Annotated in this window: 11 protein-coding genes; 9 read left to right on the forward strand and 2 right to left on the reverse strand. The window is 58.9% G+C overall.

All coding sequences use genetic code 11. From position 1 onward, the window contains the following. Window positions 1-15: 15 nt before the first annotated feature. Together SM763_RS08135 and SM763_RS08140 are read right to left on the reverse strand one after the other, a co-directional pair. On the reverse strand, window positions 16-1,176 hold the full coding sequence (locus tag SM763_RS08135; protein ID WP_368998193.1) for an ABC transporter substrate-binding protein: 1,161 nt from the start codon (window positions 1,174-1,176) through the stop codon (window positions 16-18). A gap of 1,867 nt (window positions 1,177-3,043) precedes the next feature. After that, complete coding sequence (locus tag SM763_RS08140) at window positions 3,044-5,233, reverse strand: O-linked N-acetylglucosamine transferase, SPINDLY family protein (RefSeq protein ID WP_368998194.1); 2,190 nt, start codon at window positions 5,231-5,233, stop codon at window positions 3,044-3,046. A 264-nt stretch (window positions 5,234-5,497) separates the two neighbouring features. On the opposite strand from SM763_RS08140, the gene secE reads away from it, so the two are divergent. From secE to rpoC, 9 genes are all read left to right on the forward strand, one after another. Beyond that, entirely contained in the window at window positions 5,498-5,695 is a 198-nt protein-coding gene (gene secE / locus SM763_RS08145) for a preprotein translocase subunit SecE (RefSeq protein ID WP_065271493.1), read from the forward strand. Window positions 5,696-5,929: 234 nt separating this feature from the next. After that, window positions 5,930-6,463 carry a transcription termination/antitermination protein NusG gene (nusG, locus tag SM763_RS08150; protein ID WP_065271492.1) on the forward strand — a complete coding sequence of 178 codons (534 nt, stop codon included), beginning with the start codon at window positions 5,930-5,932 and terminating at the stop codon, window positions 6,461-6,463. A 133-nt stretch (window positions 6,464-6,596) separates the two neighbouring features. After that, the gene (rplK, locus tag SM763_RS08155; protein WP_065271491.1) at window positions 6,597-7,022 is read left to right on the forward strand and encodes a 50S ribosomal protein L11; all 426 of its coding nucleotides are present in this window, start codon (window positions 6,597-6,599) and stop codon (window positions 7,020-7,022) included. A 1-nt stretch (window position 7,023) separates the two neighbouring features. Further along, a complete protein-coding gene (gene rplA, locus SM763_RS08160) occupies window positions 7,024-7,722 on the forward strand; it encodes a 50S ribosomal protein L1 (protein ID WP_065271490.1) in 699 nt (232 codons plus the stop codon). Between the two features lie 83 nt (window positions 7,723-7,805). Beyond that, a complete protein-coding gene (locus SM763_RS08165; RefSeq protein WP_368998195.1) occupies window positions 7,806-8,774 on the forward strand; it encodes a glycosyltransferase family 2 protein in 969 nt (322 codons plus the stop codon). A gap of 301 nt (window positions 8,775-9,075) precedes the next feature. Further along, entirely contained in the window at window positions 9,076-9,594 is a 519-nt protein-coding gene (gene rplJ / locus SM763_RS08170) for a 50S ribosomal protein L10 (RefSeq protein ID WP_368998196.1), read from the forward strand. Window positions 9,595-9,675: 81 nt separating this feature from the next. Then, window positions 9,676-10,050 carry a 50S ribosomal protein L7/L12 gene (gene rplL, locus SM763_RS08175; RefSeq protein WP_065271487.1) on the forward strand — a complete coding sequence of 125 codons (375 nt, stop codon included), beginning with the start codon at window positions 9,676-9,678 and terminating at the stop codon, window positions 10,048-10,050. A 282-nt stretch (window positions 10,051-10,332) separates the two neighbouring features. Continuing rightward, entirely contained in the window at window positions 10,333-14,469 is a 4,137-nt protein-coding gene (rpoB, locus tag SM763_RS08180; protein WP_274830265.1) for a DNA-directed RNA polymerase subunit beta, read from the forward strand. 51 nt (window positions 14,470-14,520) lie between these two features. Continuing rightward, a complete protein-coding gene (gene rpoC, locus SM763_RS08185; protein ID WP_274869231.1) occupies window positions 14,521-18,762 on the forward strand; it encodes a DNA-directed RNA polymerase subunit beta' in 4,242 nt (1,413 codons plus the stop codon). Window positions 18,763-18,857 lie beyond the last annotated feature (95 nt).

The following is an 18,857-nucleotide window of genomic DNA, read 5'->3' on the forward strand; positions in this document are numbered from 1 at the left end:
TCGCGCGTTTGGAGATCAGGATCCGCCACCCGGCACGACAGGGGCAAAACCACCATCTGCGGTGATCCGGGTCAGAAAGACGTCATCCATGCCCTGGTTGTCGTCGGCGCCAAAGACCATCTTGGCGCCGCCAAGGTCCACCGTGGACAGGCCAGACAGCGCCGCCAGGAAGCTTTCGCGGGTCAGGTCCTTGCCCGCATCCTCCAGCGCCTTGATGGCGAGACGACCGACGATGTAACCTTCGAGCGATACGAAGCCCGGCTTGGCTGCGGCGTCATAGGCTTTCAAGGCTTCGGTGTATTGTGCCACGATCGGAATGGAGCTGTCCCACGGGAAGGGGACGACCTGGCTGATGATGACGCCTTCGCCTTCATCGCCCAGCTCCTGTGCCAGGGCTTCGGATCCCACAAAGGAGATGTTCACGAAGGTCGCGTCGAGCTTCAGTTTGCGCGAGAGCTTGATGAATTCCGCCACGGGTTTGTAAGCGCCAACCATGACGACCGCGTCCGGCTTTGCCTTGCGGATGGTAAGCAGGGCCTTTTTGACGGCGGTGGTGTTGCGCGTATAGGTGCCTTCCGCAGCAATCGTCATGCCACGCTTTTCAAGGGCGGCGGTTACGCCCGCGAGGCCAACCCGGCCAAAGCCATCGTCCTGATAGAGCAGTGCGATGGATTTCATTCCCTGCTGGTCGACGAGGTATTCAATCCATGCTTCGGTTTCGGTGGCATAGGTCGCGCGCACGTTGAAGATGTTGCCGTGGCTTGCATCGCGCAGGAAGCCGGCGCCGGTGAAAGGACCAATAAATGGTACATTTGCCGCGGTCGCGATCGGTTGGGTCGCAGAGGCCGTCGGGGTGCCGACAGCGCCGATCAGCCCGATGTGGTCGTTTGCATCCACTACCGATTTGACCAGCGCCGCGGAGCGGTCGGGTTCATAGCCGTCATCCATACTGTCCAGTGTCAGGGTCCGGCCATGCACGCCTCCTGCGGCGTTTGCCTCTTCGAACGCAGCGCTAATCCCCAGGCGCATACCTTGGCCAAGAGCGGCCGCCGGACCTTCAAAGGCCGCGACCTGGGCAAAAGAGACATTGTTCGCGGTTACCCCCTGATCTGCCTGCGCAATAAATGGCAAGGCTGCAAAAGTGGCGGCTGCAAACATTGTTTTTCTGAGTGACATTTGGGAACTCCGTTATTTCTGGTGAGGGGTCCCGATAATTAATGCGCTCGGGACTCTTAATGCTTTCGCAAAGGGGTGAAGTTTGAGGTGAGAAAATTATATTACAACTTTAATCATCTTTGAGGAGGGCATTCGAGAAGATATCCCGTTTTAAGTGTGTTGCGAGTGTTTTTAAGGCACTGAATTTAAGGGGGAAAAGTCTAATAGGGTTCTTTGGTGTCGTAGGGCGAACTAGTGTTTGTTTCCCAGTAGATCAGAGCGCGATTGATTTTGGGCTCACCGTATTCGATCGCCTGCCTGATCTATTCGGCAAAGCCTTTTGTTCGCGTAAAGAAAAAAGGTGTTTCGCGGGCGAGCAGGTAACTTTCCACTTTTATTTGGGTCTTTGAGTACACCTACTGGCCGTTTCTAAATCTTTTCCGAACCAAGTGGGGGCAAATAGGGCAGGCTCAATAACGTGGATTCACAATTTCGTGTAATGTTTTTTTGAAGGCCGATTCCTACATACAGATTTTGGATCACGTTTTTGAGAGCTCCTACATCGCGAGGCGAAACATCGGGGGCTTTCGATAGGTTTCAGCGCAAAAGAGATCCTGCACGGGGCTGAGGTTACGGGGAGACAGAATCAGTTGCTTCCCTGCATGACCTTATCCCGGCGGGCTGAGGCTATTGGTCAGATAGGCTGATGCAATCAGAATGAGGAGGATCACAAAAGCCTCTACGATGCTTGAGCGGGTCAGATGGTGCACCGCGTTGCGATCGCCGCGCTGCATGGCCGGAATGAAATGCAATTTGTTTGCTGCTGCGGGGGGCCGAACGACGTGCGGCCAGGTCCTGCTTGCAAACCAGCGCCAAGCCATAGGAGGTGGAGAAAAGGGCGGCCAGACCTCCCAGCAGGAGCCAGGCCATGATGTGGCCTGCCAGGATCAGGCCGGGGACAACGAGCCTTGCAGTCTGCCCGAACCGGTGGCTAAGCTGTGCTGAGGTTTCGAAAGATCCGGAGACCGCGTCGGGTGCCACAGCGACGCAAGAATGCCGACCTAGAATGCGGCGCGGGTCAGTTGCAGGACCAACAGCGGACGCAACCAGATCTACCCAATCTCTGGCGCATGGCCAATTTGGGCCGGGGACCACAATGTCATCGTGCCGCCGCCCAGTTAAACCCAGGGCGCAATGCGGGGTATGAGGGCACCTGCTAACAGGGGGCGATGCCGCCAGAGATCTGGTAGATCAGTGCATTACCCACTGGCGTCTGCCACAACAAGCCGACCATTTCCGGGTCGGTCATTCCGGCATGTCACCCGTCAGGGCTACCCCACACAGGGAAAAGCAAGAAAGCGCGCCCATCAGGTCAAGGGAGGCCAGCAGGGCGGTTTGGCGCGTTTTAAAAAGTGGTCAGGCGTTCGGCGGGCGCTCCGGATTGTTGGGGGAGTGATGGGATTTTCCATGGGAGGGATTGTCAGGCCTCATCCCATTTTGATCGTTTCGACCGTCGCGCCGTGGTCGTAGGACGGTAGTACAACGGCATGACAGGAGAACGGGAAGCGTGGATCAAGGGCGGTGTCTCCCGAGGCCGTTTCTCAAGCCGTTGGGGGTATGGATGGCGGATGGTGTGTGCCTGTAGCAATGCCTGCCCGGACGGCTCGCCATGTGCGTATGCATAGCGCCCTTCTGCCCCGTTGGGAGTAGGAAGTCCGCAAAATGCAGTGCTGAAAGCATGGACATGCGGACATCTGAGAATTCGTTGCGGTTGCGCGCAACATCGCAGGTGCTGGGCCGAAGCGCTGCGTGGATCGGCGGCACGACAAAGGCCGCAGTGGGTAACCTCTGCGGCCTATTGAATCTCTAGCAGGTTCCGGGTGTCTTATCAGGCCGCTGCACTGGCCCGCGCTTCGCTCGACAAGGTTTTGTGTTGCCGGTGGCTTGGGATGTCGACATGTGCCGGGGGCAGTCCCTGCAAGTGACGGTCAAAGATCATGTTGAAACCTTGCTCCAGATCACGGGCAAAGCTGTCCGTGTCAAAGAGAGGCGATTTCAGACGTTTGCTCATCAGCTTACCGCGCAGCGCGACCAGGGCTTCCGTATCATTGGCCAGGGTCAGAGCTTTTTCTTCGTAGTCGGCTTCGTCCTTGGCGATGAGCTCCGGCAATCCGACTGCATTGACCAAGCTGGCTCCGACGCGGGCGGCGAATTGGCGTCCGGGCATAGTCAGCACCGGCAACCCAGCCCAGAGCGCATCGCTCGCGGTGGTGTGGGCGTTGACGGCAAATGTATCGAGGAACAGGTCTGCGGCGCGATGTCGGGCCAAGTGTTCGGCGTGCGGCATGCGGGGGGCAAAGATCAACCGGTCCGGATCGACCCCGCGTGCCTGTGCTTCGCGGCGCAGGTTTTGCTTCGAGGTTTCCCCACTGTCCAGCAGCCACAGGACGCTGCCTTCTGACTGATTTAGCAGCCGCATCCAGATCTCGAATTCCCGGGGTGTGATTTTGTAGCTGTTGTTGAAACAGCAGAAGACGGTGCCAGTGTCAGGAAGTCCGCACTCACGCCGGGTGTACTGTTTGCCGGAAATCTCGCGATCCTGATCGTTCACCTGATAGCTGTTCGGCATCCGGATCAGATGCTCTTCGAAGAAACGCTCGCTGCCGGGGGGGCAGGTCATTGCATCGCCAATCAGGTAGTCAAAAGCGGTGGTCCCCATGGTGCCGGGATAGCCAAGATAGGACACATGAAGCGGTGCGAGGCGGTTGCCGAACAGCTCGGTTCGGGTGTCTCCGGTGAAGCCTTTCAGGTCAACCGCAATATCCAGTCCATCTGACTGGACAATATCCTGGAGCTGGCTGTCCGGTAGGTCCGCGACATTGCGGAATTGCGCAACATTGCGGGCCACGCGCTCCTGTTCACTGTCGGCAGGGGCGGCGCCATAGGAATAGACGCTGATATGGAACTGGGTGCTGTCATGACGTGAGAACAAGCCGCCCATGAGGTGCATGGTCGCGTGACTGTGAAAATCGGAGGAGAAATAGCCAATACGCAGCTTTTGGGGGCGTTGTGCAACCCGCGCCGGTGTCGCTGCAGGCCGATTACCAAACCGCTCGTTAGCATAGGCCTGGGTGCGCAGGCGCAACAAATCCGGATTGTCCTCAAGGGTCATCATGATGAAGGGTGCGCAAGAGGTTCCCTGCAATCCCAGATGACGCCGGTGTTCGTTGTATTCAGTGACCCAGTTCCAGTCGTTCAGTTGTGCCATCATGTGCAGTTTCTGGACGCGGGCACGGTCGTTCCCGGGGTTTGTTTGCAACACGGCCTCGAAATTGCGGATGGCCTCATGCTGATTGCCCGCAGCCAATTCCATTTGACCCAGATTGAAGCGTGCTTCGGTCAAATCGGGGTTCAGCGTGGCGGCTTTTTCGAACAGGGTCTTGGCCTTGGCCAGATCCCCAAGGCGGCGCAGAGTGTTGGCGTGGTTGTAGACCAGGCTCGGATTATTCGGGGCCAGTGAGGAAGCACGTTCAAGCAGTTGCGCGGCTTCACCTTGCTGCCCCTGGCCTGCCAGCAGATTGGCCAGATTGTTCAAGGCGACAATGTGATCGGAATCGAGCGACAGGGCTTTTTTATAGAGGGCAATCGCATCACTCGTGCGGCCCATTCTGGCGCAGACGTCGCCCATTGCCGAATAGGTGCCCGGCGCACGCGGATTCAGCTCGCACGCCTTGTTGAGGCAGGTTGCGGCTTCATCCAGATTGCCGGAGTGGAGGTGGCATTGACCCAGTGTATCCCAAAGAAAGTGAGACTTGCGGTAAGTATTCAGGAGGGTGGCGCAGACAGAGGCCGTTTGTGGGTAGTGACCTGCTGCGAAACTGGCCGACAGTTTTTCTTTTGCGTCGGTCGGGAGTTCCTGTTCATGCTGCATCCGCTGCTGCAGGGCTTCCAGAGCCTTGCGTGCCCGCGCATTTTTGGGAAACCGGTTCAGAATATCGGTGTAGACGAGCGCTGCGTCATCCAGCTTTGCGTCGCGTTCAAGGCGCTGAGCCTCGTTCATAGAAGTTGCGATGGTCATGGCATCCTGTCTCAATTGCACGCTATGGTCAGCCTCTGCACCTTCTGGTGGCTTACGGGGCGTTGGTCCCGACCATGAAGGAAGAGCATTAATATCGGATTGATCTTGTTCGCGACCGCAGCAGGTAAATGTGACGCAGCCGATTTGGTCCGTTTTGGCTCCTGCTTGCGGCGTTGAGTGAAGGCGTTCCGTGCTTCCGGGCTTGAATTCAGCGCTCGCAACGGCTAAATCCCGGCCAACCTGCTAGCAGAGAGACCAAGCCACATGGCCACCACAAATCCCGTTCAGTTCATCCAGCAAGTTCGCGCTGAAGTTGGCAAAGTCGTATGGCCGACCCGCCGCGAAGTGCTGCTGACCACCGTGATGGTCTTTGTCATGGCGGCTTTGACGGCTGTGTTCTTTGCTCTGGTCGACCTGCTGATCCGCACCGGTCTGACCGGCATCCTGGGCATGTTCGGCTGACAGCCGCAGGGTGATTCCGGAGCAGGGGTTTCCTTGCATGGAAATACCTCCCTACCTCTTGATCTTGATCCCTTTGGACGGTAGGTGAGCCGGTAACTCTGGCATGGGCGTGCGGCGAATCGTGTTGCGCGCCGATTTTTGTTAGGGCACAGCCAAAGGGTCAGTCCCGAGGCTGTTAGCGAATTTAAGTGAAGGCGGCGCAGCGCGCCCGGCAAAACAAGGACGATCAGGCTCATGGCGAAACGGTGGTATTCGGTCAGCGTTCTTTCGAACTTCGAAAAGAAAATCGCAGAGCAGATCCGCGCCTCGGTTGCCGAAAATGGTCTTGAGGACGAAATCGACGAAGTTCTGGTCCCCACAGAAGAGGTGATCGAGGTTCGTCGAGGCAAGAAAGTCTCGACCGAGCGCCGTTTCATGCCGGGCTATGTGCTGGTGCACATGGAAATGTCCGATCAGGGCTATCACCTGATCAACTCGATCAACCGCGTGACCGGTTTCCTTGGTCCGCAGGGTCGTCCGATGCCCATGCGCGACGCCGAGGTGAACGGTATCCTGAACCGCGTTCAGGAAGGCGAAGAAGCACCGCGTACCCTGATCTCCTTTGAGATCGGTGAGCGGGTCAAGGTCAACGACGGCCCGTTCGAGGATTTCGACGGCACCGTCGAAGGGGTCGACGACGAGCATCAGAAGCTCAAGGTCACCGTATCGATCTTTGGCCGGGAAACCCCGGTCGAACTGGATTTCACACAGGTCACCAAACAGGCCTGATGTGATTTTGGCGCGCCGTTTGTGCGGTGCGCGTACATCGTGGGAGGCGAGGGGGCCGCGGCACCCGGACCAGACCACACAACAGTAAGGCCCGAAGGACGCGTCCCGAGGGTGTTGGAAAAGGAGAAACCAGATGGCCAAGAAGCTTGCTGGTACAATGAAACTGCAGGTTCCTGCAGGTCAAGCGAACCCCTCCCCGCCGGTTGGTCCGGCTCTGGGTCAGCGCGGCATCAACATCATGGAATTCTGCAAGGCGTTCAACGCCAAGACCGCAGACATGGAGCCCGGCGCGCCGTGCCCGACCGTGATCACCTACTATCAGGACAAGTCCTTCACCATGGACATCAAGACGCCGCCCGCGTCTTACTACCTGAAGAAGGCTGCCAAGGTGAAATCCGGTGCCAAGACCCCGAGCCGTGAAACCGTTGGTACGGTGACCGCTGCTCAGGTGAAGGAAATCGCCGAAGCGAAAATGAAAGATCTGAGCGCCAACGATATCGAAGCGGCGATGCAGATCATCCTGGGCTCCGCCCGCTCCATGGGCATCGAGGTGAAGTAAGATGGCAAAGCTCGGTAAACGTACCCGCGCAGCGCGCGAAGCCTTCGCTGGCAAAGAGAACCTGACCATCGAAGAAGCTGTTGCCCTGGTGAAGGCCAACGCCACTTCGAAATTCGACGAAACCATCGAGATCGCCGTGAACCTGGGTGTCGACACCCGTCACGCCGACCAGATGGTTCGTGGTGTGATCGGTCTGCCCAACGGCACCGGCAAATCCATGCGCGTTGCTGTTTTTGCACGTGGCGCCAAGGCGGACGAAGCCAAGGAAGCCGGTGCGGACATCGTTGGCGCCGAAGACCTGATGGAAACCATCCAGGGCGGCACCATCGAATTTGATCGCTGCATCGCAACCCCGGACATGATGCCTGTTGTTGGCCGTCTGGGTAAGATCCTCGGCCCGCGCAACCTGATGCCGAACCCCAAGGTTGGCACCGTGACCATGGACGTGAAAGCGGCCGTGGAAGCAGCCAAAGGCGGTGAAGTTCAGTTCAAGGCGGAAAAAGGCGGCGTTGTGCACGCAGGTGTCGGCAAAGCCTCCTTCGACGAAGCCAAGCTGGCCGAAAACGTCCGCGCCTTTGTTTCGGCTGTTGCCAAGGCAAAGCCGTCGGGTGCCAAGGGCGCTTACATGAAGAAGATCGCGCTGTCTTCGACCATGGGCCCGGGCGTCACCGTCGACGTGGAAAAAGCTGTCAGCGAATAAGCTGGCATGATAAATGTCGAAGGGCGGTGCCGCTGGCGCCGCCCTTTTTTTGTTTGGTGGGCCGATTCTTAGAGGAGCAGCGGATGGCAGAGGGGAGCAATGCCTGGCATCTGATCGCAGTGGTCAATGAGCCGCTGGAGGAAACTTTGCGTTTTGCCAGCTGGTATCTTGACCTTGGCGCGCGCAGTCTGATCCTGCTGTTCGACAATCCCGATGATCCGGCCATCCCTGTACTTTCCCCACATCCAGCCATCACCTGCATTCCCTGCACAACCGGGTTCTGGCGCAGCATCGGCATTGCCGCGCGCGCCCGGTTTCCCAAGCGACAGATCCGGGCGCTGACCTGGGCCTATCGCCAGATCGCCTCTGGGTGGGTGCTGTCCGTCGATGCGGATGAGTTTCTATTCGCGAACGGCGGGGCTGGTGATATCCGCGCAGCGCTGGCCGGGCAGGGGTCAGAGACACAGGCGCTTCGGATTGAAACCGCCGAGGTGGTGCCGGCGCTTGAGCGGTCTAAGAAGACCGTGTTCCGCACCCCGATGCCACGGGCGGTCCGGCGTGATGTCTATGGCGAGGATGTGCCGCTGTTTGGGCCGCGCCGGATGGGGCTTGTCGGTCACCCGCAGGGGAAATCCTTTATCCGGGCTAGGCAGCAGGGTATCTATCTGCGCCAGCACTGGGCGCATGACGCCGAGGGTCAGCGCTTGCCTGAAGTCGTATTGGGGGCCGCTAGCGGGCTTTACCTGCTGCATTACCTGGCCCCGGAGTATGAGGGCTGGCGCCGCAAGATGGCCTGGCGTCTGGCGTCCAGCGGCTTCACCAAATACGTCGGAGATTGCATCCGGGAGATTGAGGCAGCGGGGCACGCCGAGGCGGCGCGAGAGGCTGCGCTTTTGGCCCTTTACAACCGGTTGCACCGGGTCCGTCTCGAAGTGCTGGCGCGCATGCGGGCCCATGGTGTATGTTTAGAAGCAGAGGTGGATACGGCCGCGCCGCTGGCGCGAATGCTGGATCTCTCCGTGCTGACCCTGCCAGGGCGATCGGCGGCCTGAGTGCGAACTGCTCTGTGGGTCAAATTTCCGCTTGGAAATCACGTCTCAACGCTTTAACTACGGCCATGAGGTAAAGCGTGCGATTCGTCGTGCGCTTTATTTCATTTCGTCCAAGATGGTGGGTGGCCTCTCGATCGGGCCTTAATTTCCCTCCTGAGACGGGAAAGACCAATAGATCGAGGGTTTCTATACCCTCGGGCGACTTTGGCTAACCCCGTATTGCGGACTTGAACGCCGGGCCATCTGGTTCGGCACATCAAAGAGCCGGGGAGCGCAAGCCCCCCAAAACCTGGAGAGAACTGTGGATAGAGCCCAGAAAGAGAAATTGGTCGAGGAACTCGGCCAGATCTTCGAAAGCTCTGGCGTGGTGGTCGTAGCCCACTACACCGGTCTGACAGTTGCCGAGATGCAGGACCTTCGCGCACGTGCTCGTGACGCGGGCGGTGCCGTGCGTGTTGCCAAAAACAGGCTCGCCAAAATCGCCCTCGAGGGTAAGCCGTGTGAAAGCATGTCTGACCTGCTGACAGGGATGACCGTACTGACCTATTCCGAGGACCCCGTGGCAGCAGCCAAGGTGGCCGAGGACTTCGCCAAGGATAACAGGAAGTTTGAGATCCTCGGCGGCGCAATGGGTGAGAACGCTCTGGACCGTGCCGGTGTCGAAGCCGTGTCGAAAATGCCGTCCCGCGAGGAGCTTATTGCTACCATCGCAGGCATGCTTGGCGCACCCGCTTCCAACATCGCTGGCGCAGTTGGCGCACCTGCAAGCAACATCGCAAGCATCCTTTCGACCATCGAAGAGAAGGCGGAAGCTGCGTAAGCGGTTGGCACTGAATGACTGGCGTGGAGCAAATGTCCATACGCTGGAAACACATACTTACAAACGGAAAGAGCTGATAAAATGGCTGATCTGAAGAAACTGGCAGAAGAGATCGTTGGTCTGACCCTGCTTGAAGCACAAGAACTGAAAACCATCCTCAAAGACGAGTATGGCATCGAGCCCGCAGCTGGCGGCGCTGTGATGGTTGCAGCTGGTGGCGACGCCGGTGGCGCAGCTGAAGAAGAGAAAACCGAATTCGACGTCGTTCTGAAGAACGCCGGCGCTTCGAAAATCAACGTGATCAAAGAAGTTCGCGCGATCACCGGCCTGGGCCTGAAAGAAGCCAAGGAACTGGTTGAAGCCGGCGGCAAGATCAAAGAAGGCATCGACAAAGCTGAAGCCGAAGACATCAAAGGCAAGCTGGAAGCAGCTGGCGCCGAAGTCGAAGTGGCCTAAGCCACCTTTGGCGGGACATAAGGGCAGCGGTTTCCCTGCGAAATCTTGCTCTGCGCTCCCTTAGAATTTGGCTGGATCCGGGGAAACCCGGGTCCAGCCGAACCTGTCTCAGAAAGGGACCTTTTGATTGGGTCTCTTTCTTAGGCGCGGTTCACAGGATCGGGAGGCAGCCATTCGGGACGGCGGCCATGAATTGATCCGAACGCTCTATCTCGTATGGGCAAGATGCCGAAGCCCGGCGGCATCCTTGTCCGGTGAGAAATTCGAAAGGTGACATCTGACATGGCTCAAACGTTCCTTGGCCAGAAACGTCTTCGCAAATATTATGGCAAGATCCGCGAAGTGCTGGATATGCCGAACCTCATTGAGGTTCAAAAATCTTCCTACGATCTTTTCCTTCGCTCGGGTGACGCCGAAGCACCGCTGGACGGCGAAGGTATCAACGGTGTTTTTCAATCTGTCTTCCCGATCAAGGATTTCAATGAAAACTCCGTTCTCGAGTTCGTGAAATACGCGCTGGAAAAACCGAAATACGACGTCGAAGAGTGCATGCAACGCGACATGACCTACTCGGCGCCGCTGAAGGTCACCCTGCGTCTGATCGTGTTCGATGTCGACGAAGACACCGGCGCCCGCTCGGTCAAGGACATCAAAGAGCAAGACGTCTTTATGGGTGATATGCCCCTGATGACCCCGAACGGTACCTTTGTCGTCAACGGCACCGAGCGTGTGATCGTCAGCCAGATGCACCGTTCGCCGGGCGTGTTCTTTGACCACGACAAGGGCAAGACGCACTCGTCGGGTAAACTGCTGTTCGCCTGCCGCATCATCCCGTATCGCGGCTCCTGGCTCGATTTCGAATTCGACGCCAAAGACATCGTCTTTGCCCGGATCGACCGTCGCCGCAAGCTGCCTGTGACCACCCTGCTGTACGCTCTGGGGCTGGACCAGGAAGGCATCATGGATGCCTATTACGATACCGTCACCTTCAAGCTGGACAAAAGCCGCGGCTGGGTCACGCCGTTCTTCCCCGAGCGCGTCCGTGGTACCCGTCCGACCTATGACCTGGTCGACGCTGCAACCGGCGAAATCATCTGCGAAGCGGGCAAGAAAGTCACACCGCGCGCCGTGAAGAAGATGATCGACGAGGGTTCGATCACCGAACTTCTGGTGCCCTTCGATCAGATCGTCGGCAAATTCGTTGCCAAGGATCTGATCAACGAAGAAAACGGCGCCATCTATGTGGAAGCTGGTGACGAGCTGACGCTGGAATACGACAAGGACGGCGAGATCATCGGCGGTACCGTCAAGGAACTGCTGGACGCGGGCGTCACCGAGATTCCGGTTCTGGACATCGATAACGTCAACGTCGGCCCCTACATGCGCAACACCATGGCGATGGACAAGAACATGGGCCGCGACACGGCGCTCATGGATATCTATCGCGTGATGCGTCCGGGCGAGCCGCCCACCGTCGAAGCGGCTTCGGCTCTGTTCGACACCCTGTTCTTTGACTCCGAGCGTTACGATCTCTCCGCGGTTGGCCGTGTGAAGATGAACATGCGCCTGGCACTGGACGCCGAAGACACCCAGCGGACCCTGCGCAAGGAAGACATTGTCTCCTGCATCAAGGCTCTGGTGGAGCTGCGCGACGGCAAGGGCGACATCGACGACATCGACCACCTGGGTAACCGTCGTGTCCGTTCCGTTGGCGAACTGATGGAAAACCAGTACCGCGTCGGCCTGCTGCGCATGGAGCGCGCGATCAAGGAACGTATGTCCTCGGTCGAGATCGACACGGTGATGCCGCAGGATCTGATCAACGCGAAACCGGCGGCTGCGGCTGTTCGCGAATTCTTCGGCTCCTCGCAGCTGTCGCAGTTCATGGACCAGACCAACCCACTGTCGGAAGTCACCCACAAACGCCGCCTCTCGGCGCTTGGCCCGGGCGGTCTGACCCGCGAGCGCGCAGGCTTTGAGGTTCGCGACGTTCACCCGACCCACTATGGCCGGATGTGCCCGATTGAAACGCCGGAAGGCCCGAACATCGGTCTGATCAACTCGCTGGCGACCTTTGCCCGCGTGAACAAGTATGGCTTCATCGAAACACCTTACCGCGTCGTCAAGGACGCCAAGGTCACCGACGAAGTGCACTACATGTCCGCGACCGAGGAAATGCGTCACACCGTGGCGCAGGCAAACGCGACCCTGGATGATGAAGGCAAATTCCAGAACGATCTGGTTTCGACCCGTCAGTCCGGCGACTACACGCTGGCGCCGCGCGAAAACGTTGACCTGATCGACGTTTCGCCCAAGCAGCTGGTCTCGGTTGCGGCCTCGTTGATCCCGTTCCTTGAAAACGACGACGCTAACCGCGCTCTGATGGGCTCGAACATGCAACGTCAGGCGGTTCCGCTGCTGCGCGCCGAGGCGCCGCTGGTCGGTACCGGTATCGAGGAAATCGTGGCCCGCGACTCGGGCGCTGCGATCATGGCGAAACGTGGCGGTATCATCGACCAGATCGATGCTCAGCGTATCGTGATCCGTGCCACCTCCGATCTGGAGCTGGGCGATGCGGGCGTTGACATCTACCGTATGCGCAAGTTCCAGCGTTCCAACCAGAACACCTGCATCAACCAGCGTCCGCTGGTGAAAGTGGGTCAGGAAGTGCGCAAGGGCGAAGTTATCGCCGATGGTCCGTCGACCGATATGGGCGAACTGGCCCTCGGTAAGAACGTCGTCGTCGCCTTCATGCCCTGGAACGGCTACAACTACGAAGACTCTATCCTGATCTCCGAGCGTATTGCGCGTGACGACGTCTTCACCTCGATCCACATCGAGGAATTCGAAGTCGCCGCCCGTGACACCAAGCTGGGTCCGGAAGAGATCACCCGCGACATCCCGAATGTCGGTGAAGAAGCGCTGCGCAACCTCGACGAGGCTGGCATCGTTTACATCGGTGCGGATGTTGAGCCGGGCGACATTCTGGTCGGTAAGATCACGCCGAAGGGCGAAAGCCCGATGACGCCGGAAGAAAAGCTTCTGCGCGCCATCTTCGGTGAGAAAGCCTCTGACGTCCGCGATACCTCGCTGCGTGTGAAGCCGGGTGACTACGGTACCGTGGTCGAAGTCCGCGTCTTCAACCGTCACGGTGTCGAAAAAGACGAACGTGCGCTGCAGATCGAGCGTGAGGAAGTCGAACGTCTGGCCCGTGACCGCGACGACGAGATGGCGATCCTGGATCGCAACATCTATGCCCGTCTAAAGGACATGCTGGTCGGCAAAACCGCTGTCAAAGGCCCGAAAGGCATCAAGGCAGGCTCGGAAATCACCGAGGATCTGCTGGCCTCCCTCAGCCGCGGTCAGTGGTGGATGCTCGCCCTTGAGGACGAGAAAGACGCCCAGATCGTCGAGGCCCTGAACGAGCAGTACGAAGTGCAAAAACGCGCTCTGGATGCCCGTTTCGAAGACAAGGTCGAGAAAGTCCGCCGCGGCGACGACCTGCCGCCGGGTGTGATGAAGATGGTCAAGGTCTTCATCGCTGTGAAGCGTAAGCTGCAGCCGGGCGACAAGATGGCCGGCCGTCACGGCAACAAAGGTGTGATTTCGAAAGTGGTTCCGATGGAGGACATGCCGTTCCTCGCGGATGGTACCCCGGTCGATTTCTGTCTGAACCCGCTGGGTGTTCCGTCGCGTATGAACGTCGGTCAGATCCTTGAAACCCACATGGGTTGGGCTGCACGCGGTCTCGGCATCAAGGTGGATGAGGCGCTGCAGGAATACCGTCGTTCAGGCGATCTGACCCCGGTGCGCGATGCGATGCATCACGCCTATGGTCAGGACGTCTATGACGAAGGCATTGCGGATATGTCCGAAGCCGACCTGATCGATGCGGCCAACAATGTTGCCCGTGGTGTACCGATCGCGACTCCGGTCTTCGACGGTGCCAAAGAGGATGACGTCAATGACGCGCTGGTCCGCGCGGGCTTTGACAAATCCGGTCAGTCGATCCTGTTTGACGGCCGCACCGGTGAGCAGTTTGCCCGCCCGGTCACCGTCGGCATCAAGTATCTGCTGAAACTGCACCACCTGGTCGACGACAAGATCCACGCGCGTTCGACCGGTCCGTACTCGCTCGTCACACAGCAGCCGCTGGGTGGTAAGGCGCAGTTCGGTGGTCAGCGCTTCGGGGAGATGGAGGTCTGGGCTCTGGAAGCTTACGGCGCCGCCTACACCCTGCAGGAGATGCTCACCGTGAAATCGGATGACGTCGCAGGCCGGACCAAGGTCTATGAAAGCATCGTCAAGGGCGAAGACAACTTCGAGGCGGGCGTACCGGAATCGTTCAACGTTCTGGTCAAAGAAGTCCGTGGTCTCGGCCTGAATATGGAACTCCTGGATGCGGAGGTTGAGGAGTAAGGGCGCTTGCCCTTCTCCCGTCCCCCCTTCCGCAAGATTTGAGGTATCAAAATGAACCAGGAAATCACCAATAACCCGTTCAACCCGCTGACCCCGCCGAAGGTTTTCGACGAGATCAAGGTGTCGCTGGCGTCGCCCGAGCGGATCCTGTCGTGGTCCTATGGCGAAATCAAAAAGCCCGAGACCATCAACTACCGGACTTTCAAGCCCGAGCGTGACGGTCTGTTCTGCGCCCGTATCTTTGGCCCGATCAAAGACTACGAATGCCTCTGCGGCAAATATAAGCGCATGAAGTATCGCGGCGTTGTCTGCGAAAAATGCGGTGTGGAAGTCACCCTGCAAAAGGTCCGCCGCGAGCGTATGGGCCATATCGAACTGGCCTCGCCGGTTGCGCATATCTGGTTCCTGAAGTCGCTGCCGTCGCGCATTGGCCTGATGCTGGACATGACCCTGCGCGATCTGGAACGCGTGCTGTACTTTGAAAACTACGTTGTCATCGAGCCGGGTCTGACTGACCTCACCTACGGCCAGATGATGACCGAAGAAGAGTACATGGATGCCCAGGACCAGTACGGCATGGACGCTTTCACCGCCAATATCGGCGCCGAAGCGATCCGTGAAATGCTGGCCGCGATCGATCTGGAAGCCGAAGCCGAGCAGCTGCGCGCCGAACTGGCCGAAGCCACCGGCGAACTGAAGCCCAAGAAGATCATCAAGCGTCTGAAAGTGGTCGAGTCCTTCCTCGAGTCGGGCAACCGTCCCGAGTGGATGATCATGACCGTGATCCCGGTCATCCCGCCGGAACTGCGTCCGCTGGTTCCGCTGGATGGCGGTCGTTTCGCGACCTCCGACCTTAACGACCTTTACCGTCGTGTGATCAACCGGAACAACCGTCTGAAGCGTCTGATCGAACTGCGCGCGCCTGACATCATCGTCCGCAACGAAAAGCGGATGCTGCAGGAATCCGTTGACGCGCTGTTTGACAACGGCCGCCGTGGCCGCGTTATCACAGGCGCCAACAAGCGCCCGCTGAAGTCGCTTTCCGACATGCTGAAAGGTAAGCAGGGTCGCTTCCGTCAGAACCTTCTGGGTAAGCGCGTCGACTTCTCCGGCCGTTCGGTCATTGTGACAGGTCCCGAGCTGAAGCTGCATCAGTGTGGCCTACCCAAGAAGATGGCACTCGAACTGTTCAAGCCCTTCATCTACTCGCGTCTGGAGGCCAAAGGTCTGTCCTCCACCGTGAAGCAGGCGAAGAAGCTGGTGGAAAAAGAGCGTCCCGAAGTCTGGGATATCCTCGACGAGGTGATCCGCGAGCACCCGGTGATGCTGAACCGCGCACCGACGCTGCACCGTCTTGGTATTCAAGCCTTCGAACCCACGTTGATCGAAGGTAAGGCTATCCAGCTGCACCCGCTGGTCTGCTCGGCGTTCAACGCGGACTTCGACGGTGACCAGATGGCCGTGCACGTGCCGCTGAGCCTTGAGGCCCAGCTGGAAGCGCGCGTCCTGATGATGTCCACCAACAACGTTCTGTCGCCCGCAAACGGCGCGCCGATCATCGTTCCCTCGCAGGATATGATCTTGGGTCTCTACTATGTGACCCTGGAACGCGAAGGCATGGTGGGCGAAGGCAAGGTCTTTGGGACCATCGACGAAGTTCAGCACGCTCTGGACGCCGGCGAAGTGCACCTGCACACCAAGATCACCGCGCGGATCACCCAGATCGACGAAGAAGGCAACGAGGTTCTCAAGCGTTTTGAGACCACCCCGGGCCGTGTTCGTCTGGGCGCGCTGCTGCCGAAGAACGCCAAGGCGCCGTTTGAACTGGTCAACCGTCTTCTGCGGAAGAAAGAGGTGCAGCAGGTCATCGACACCGTCTACCGTTACTGCGGTCAGAAAGAGTCCGTGATCTTCTGTGACCAGATCATGACCATGGGTTTCCGCGAAGCGTTCAAGGCAGGCATTTCGTTCGGCAAGGACGACATGGTGATCCCGGACGGCAAGTGGACCATCGTCGACGAGACACGCGAGCAGGTGAAGGACTTCGAACAGCAGTACATGGACGGCCTGATCACTCAGGGCGAAAAGTACAACAAAGTTGTCGATGCCTGGTCGAAGTGTAACGACAAGGTCACCGAAGCGATGATGAGCACCATCTCCGCCGACAAGCGGGACGAGAACGGTGCCGTGATGGAGCCGAACTCGGTTTACATGATGGCCCACTCCGGTGCGCGTGGCTCGGTTACGCAGATGAAGCAGCTGGGCGGTATGCGCGGCCTGATGGCCAAGCCGAACGGCGACATCATCGAGACCCCGATCATCTCGAACTTTAAAGAAGGCCTGACGGTTCTGGAGTACTTCAACTCCACCCACGGTGCCCGTAAGGGTCTGTCGGATACCGCTCTGAAAACGGCGAACTCGGGTTACCTGACCCGTCGTCTGGTGGACGTGGCGCAGGACTGCATCGTGCGCGAGCGCGACTGCGGTACCGAGCGTGCGATCACAGCAGAGGCTGCGGTCAACGACGGTGAAGTGGTTGCCAGCATCGGTGAACGTCTGCTGGGCCGTGTTGCGGCCGAGGACATCAAACGTCCGGGCACCGAAGAGGTGATCGTCGCACAGGGGCAGCTCATCGACGAACGCATGGCGGATGCCGTGCAGGAAGCCGGTGTTGCCTCCACGCGGATCCGTTCGCCTCTGACCTGCGAAAGCGAAGAGGGCGTCTGCGCCATGTGCTATGGCCGTGACCTTGCGCGCGGTACCATGGTCAACTCGGGCGAGGCTGTCGGCATCATCGCCGCGCAGTCGATCGGTGAACCTGGTACACAGCTGACGATGCGGACCTTCCACATCGGCGGTGTTGCCCAGGGTGGTCAGCAGTCGTTCCTCGAGGCGAGCCAAGAAGGCAAGATCGTCTTCGAGAACGCTCAGATCCTGCAGAACGCCAACGGCGAAACGCTGGTGGTTGGCCGGAACATGAAGCTGATCATTCAGGACGAGCACGGCGAAGAGCGCGCCAGCCACAAGCTGGGCTATGGCTCCAAGCTGTTCGTCACCGACGGTCAATCCGTAGCCCGTGGCGACAAGCTGTTCGAATGGGACCCCTACACCCTGCCGATCATCGCGGAAAAGCCGGGTACTGCCAAATACGTCGATCTGGTTTCGGGCCTTGCCGTCCGCGACGAGACCGACGAAGCCACCGGCATGACCCAGAAGATCGTGGTCGACTGGCGTGCGGCACCGAAAGGCAACGACCTGAAGCCGGAAATCATCCTTGTGGATGGCGACGGCGAGCCGGTCCGCAACGATCTGGGCAACCCGGTTACCTACCCGATGTCCGTTGATGCGATCCTGTCCTGTGAAGACGGTCAGCAGATCGAGGCCGGTGACGTTGTTGCGCGTATCCCGCGTGAAGGCGCCAAGACCAAGGACATTACCGGTGGTCTGCCGCGTGTGGCCGAACTGTTCGAAGCCCGTCGTCCGAAAGACCACGCAATCATCGCCGAAATCGATGGTTACGTGCGCTTTGGCCGCGACTACAAGAACAAGCGCCGCATCTCGATCGAACCCGCGGATGAGAGCCTGGAAACCGTCGAATACATGGTGCCCAAGGGCAAGCACATCCCGGTGCAGGAAGGTGACTTCGTGCAGAAGGGCGACTACATCATGGACGGCAACCCGGCGCCGCACGACATCCTTGCAATTATGGGTGTCGAGGCTCTGGCCAACTACATGATCGACGAAGTTCAGGACGTTTATCGTCTGCAGGGCGTGAAGATCAACGACAAGCACATCGAGGTGATCGTTCGCCAGATGCTGCAGAAGTGGGAGATCTCCGACTCCGGCGAAACCACGCTGCTGAAAGGCGAACACGTGGACAAGCAGGAGTTCGACGCTGCCAACGAGAAGGCACTGTCGCGCGGCAAACGTCCGGCACAGGGCGCACCGATCCTGCTTGGTATCACCAAGGCGTCGCTGCAGACCCGTTCGTTCATCTCGGCGGCCTCCTTCCAGGAGACCACCCGCGTGCTGACCGAGGCTTCGGTTCAGGGCAAGAAGGACAAGCTGGTTGGCCTGAAGGAAAACGTCATCGTTGGTCGCCTGATCCCGGCCGGTACCGGTGGCGCAACCCAGCAGATGCGCCATATCGCTCAGTCCCGCGACAATGTGGTTCTGGAAGCGCGCCGCGAAGAAGCCGAGGCCGCAGCTGCCCTGGCCGCTCCGGTGATGGAGGACGACGTGTCCGGTGGCGACTTCGACAATCTGGTGGAAACACCGGAAAGCCGCGACTGATCCGTCGACTGACTTTTTGAAAATGAATGCCCCCGCGCCGATGGCGCGGGGGTTTTCTTTTGTCTGACGTCCCCCAACCGGCGAATGCCTCTTCC

This window comes from Pseudophaeobacter sp. C1-32P7, from assembly GCF_041008775.1.
Classification (GTDB): Bacteria; Pseudomonadota; Alphaproteobacteria; order Rhodobacterales; family Rhodobacteraceae; genus Phycobacter; species Phycobacter gallaeciensis_A.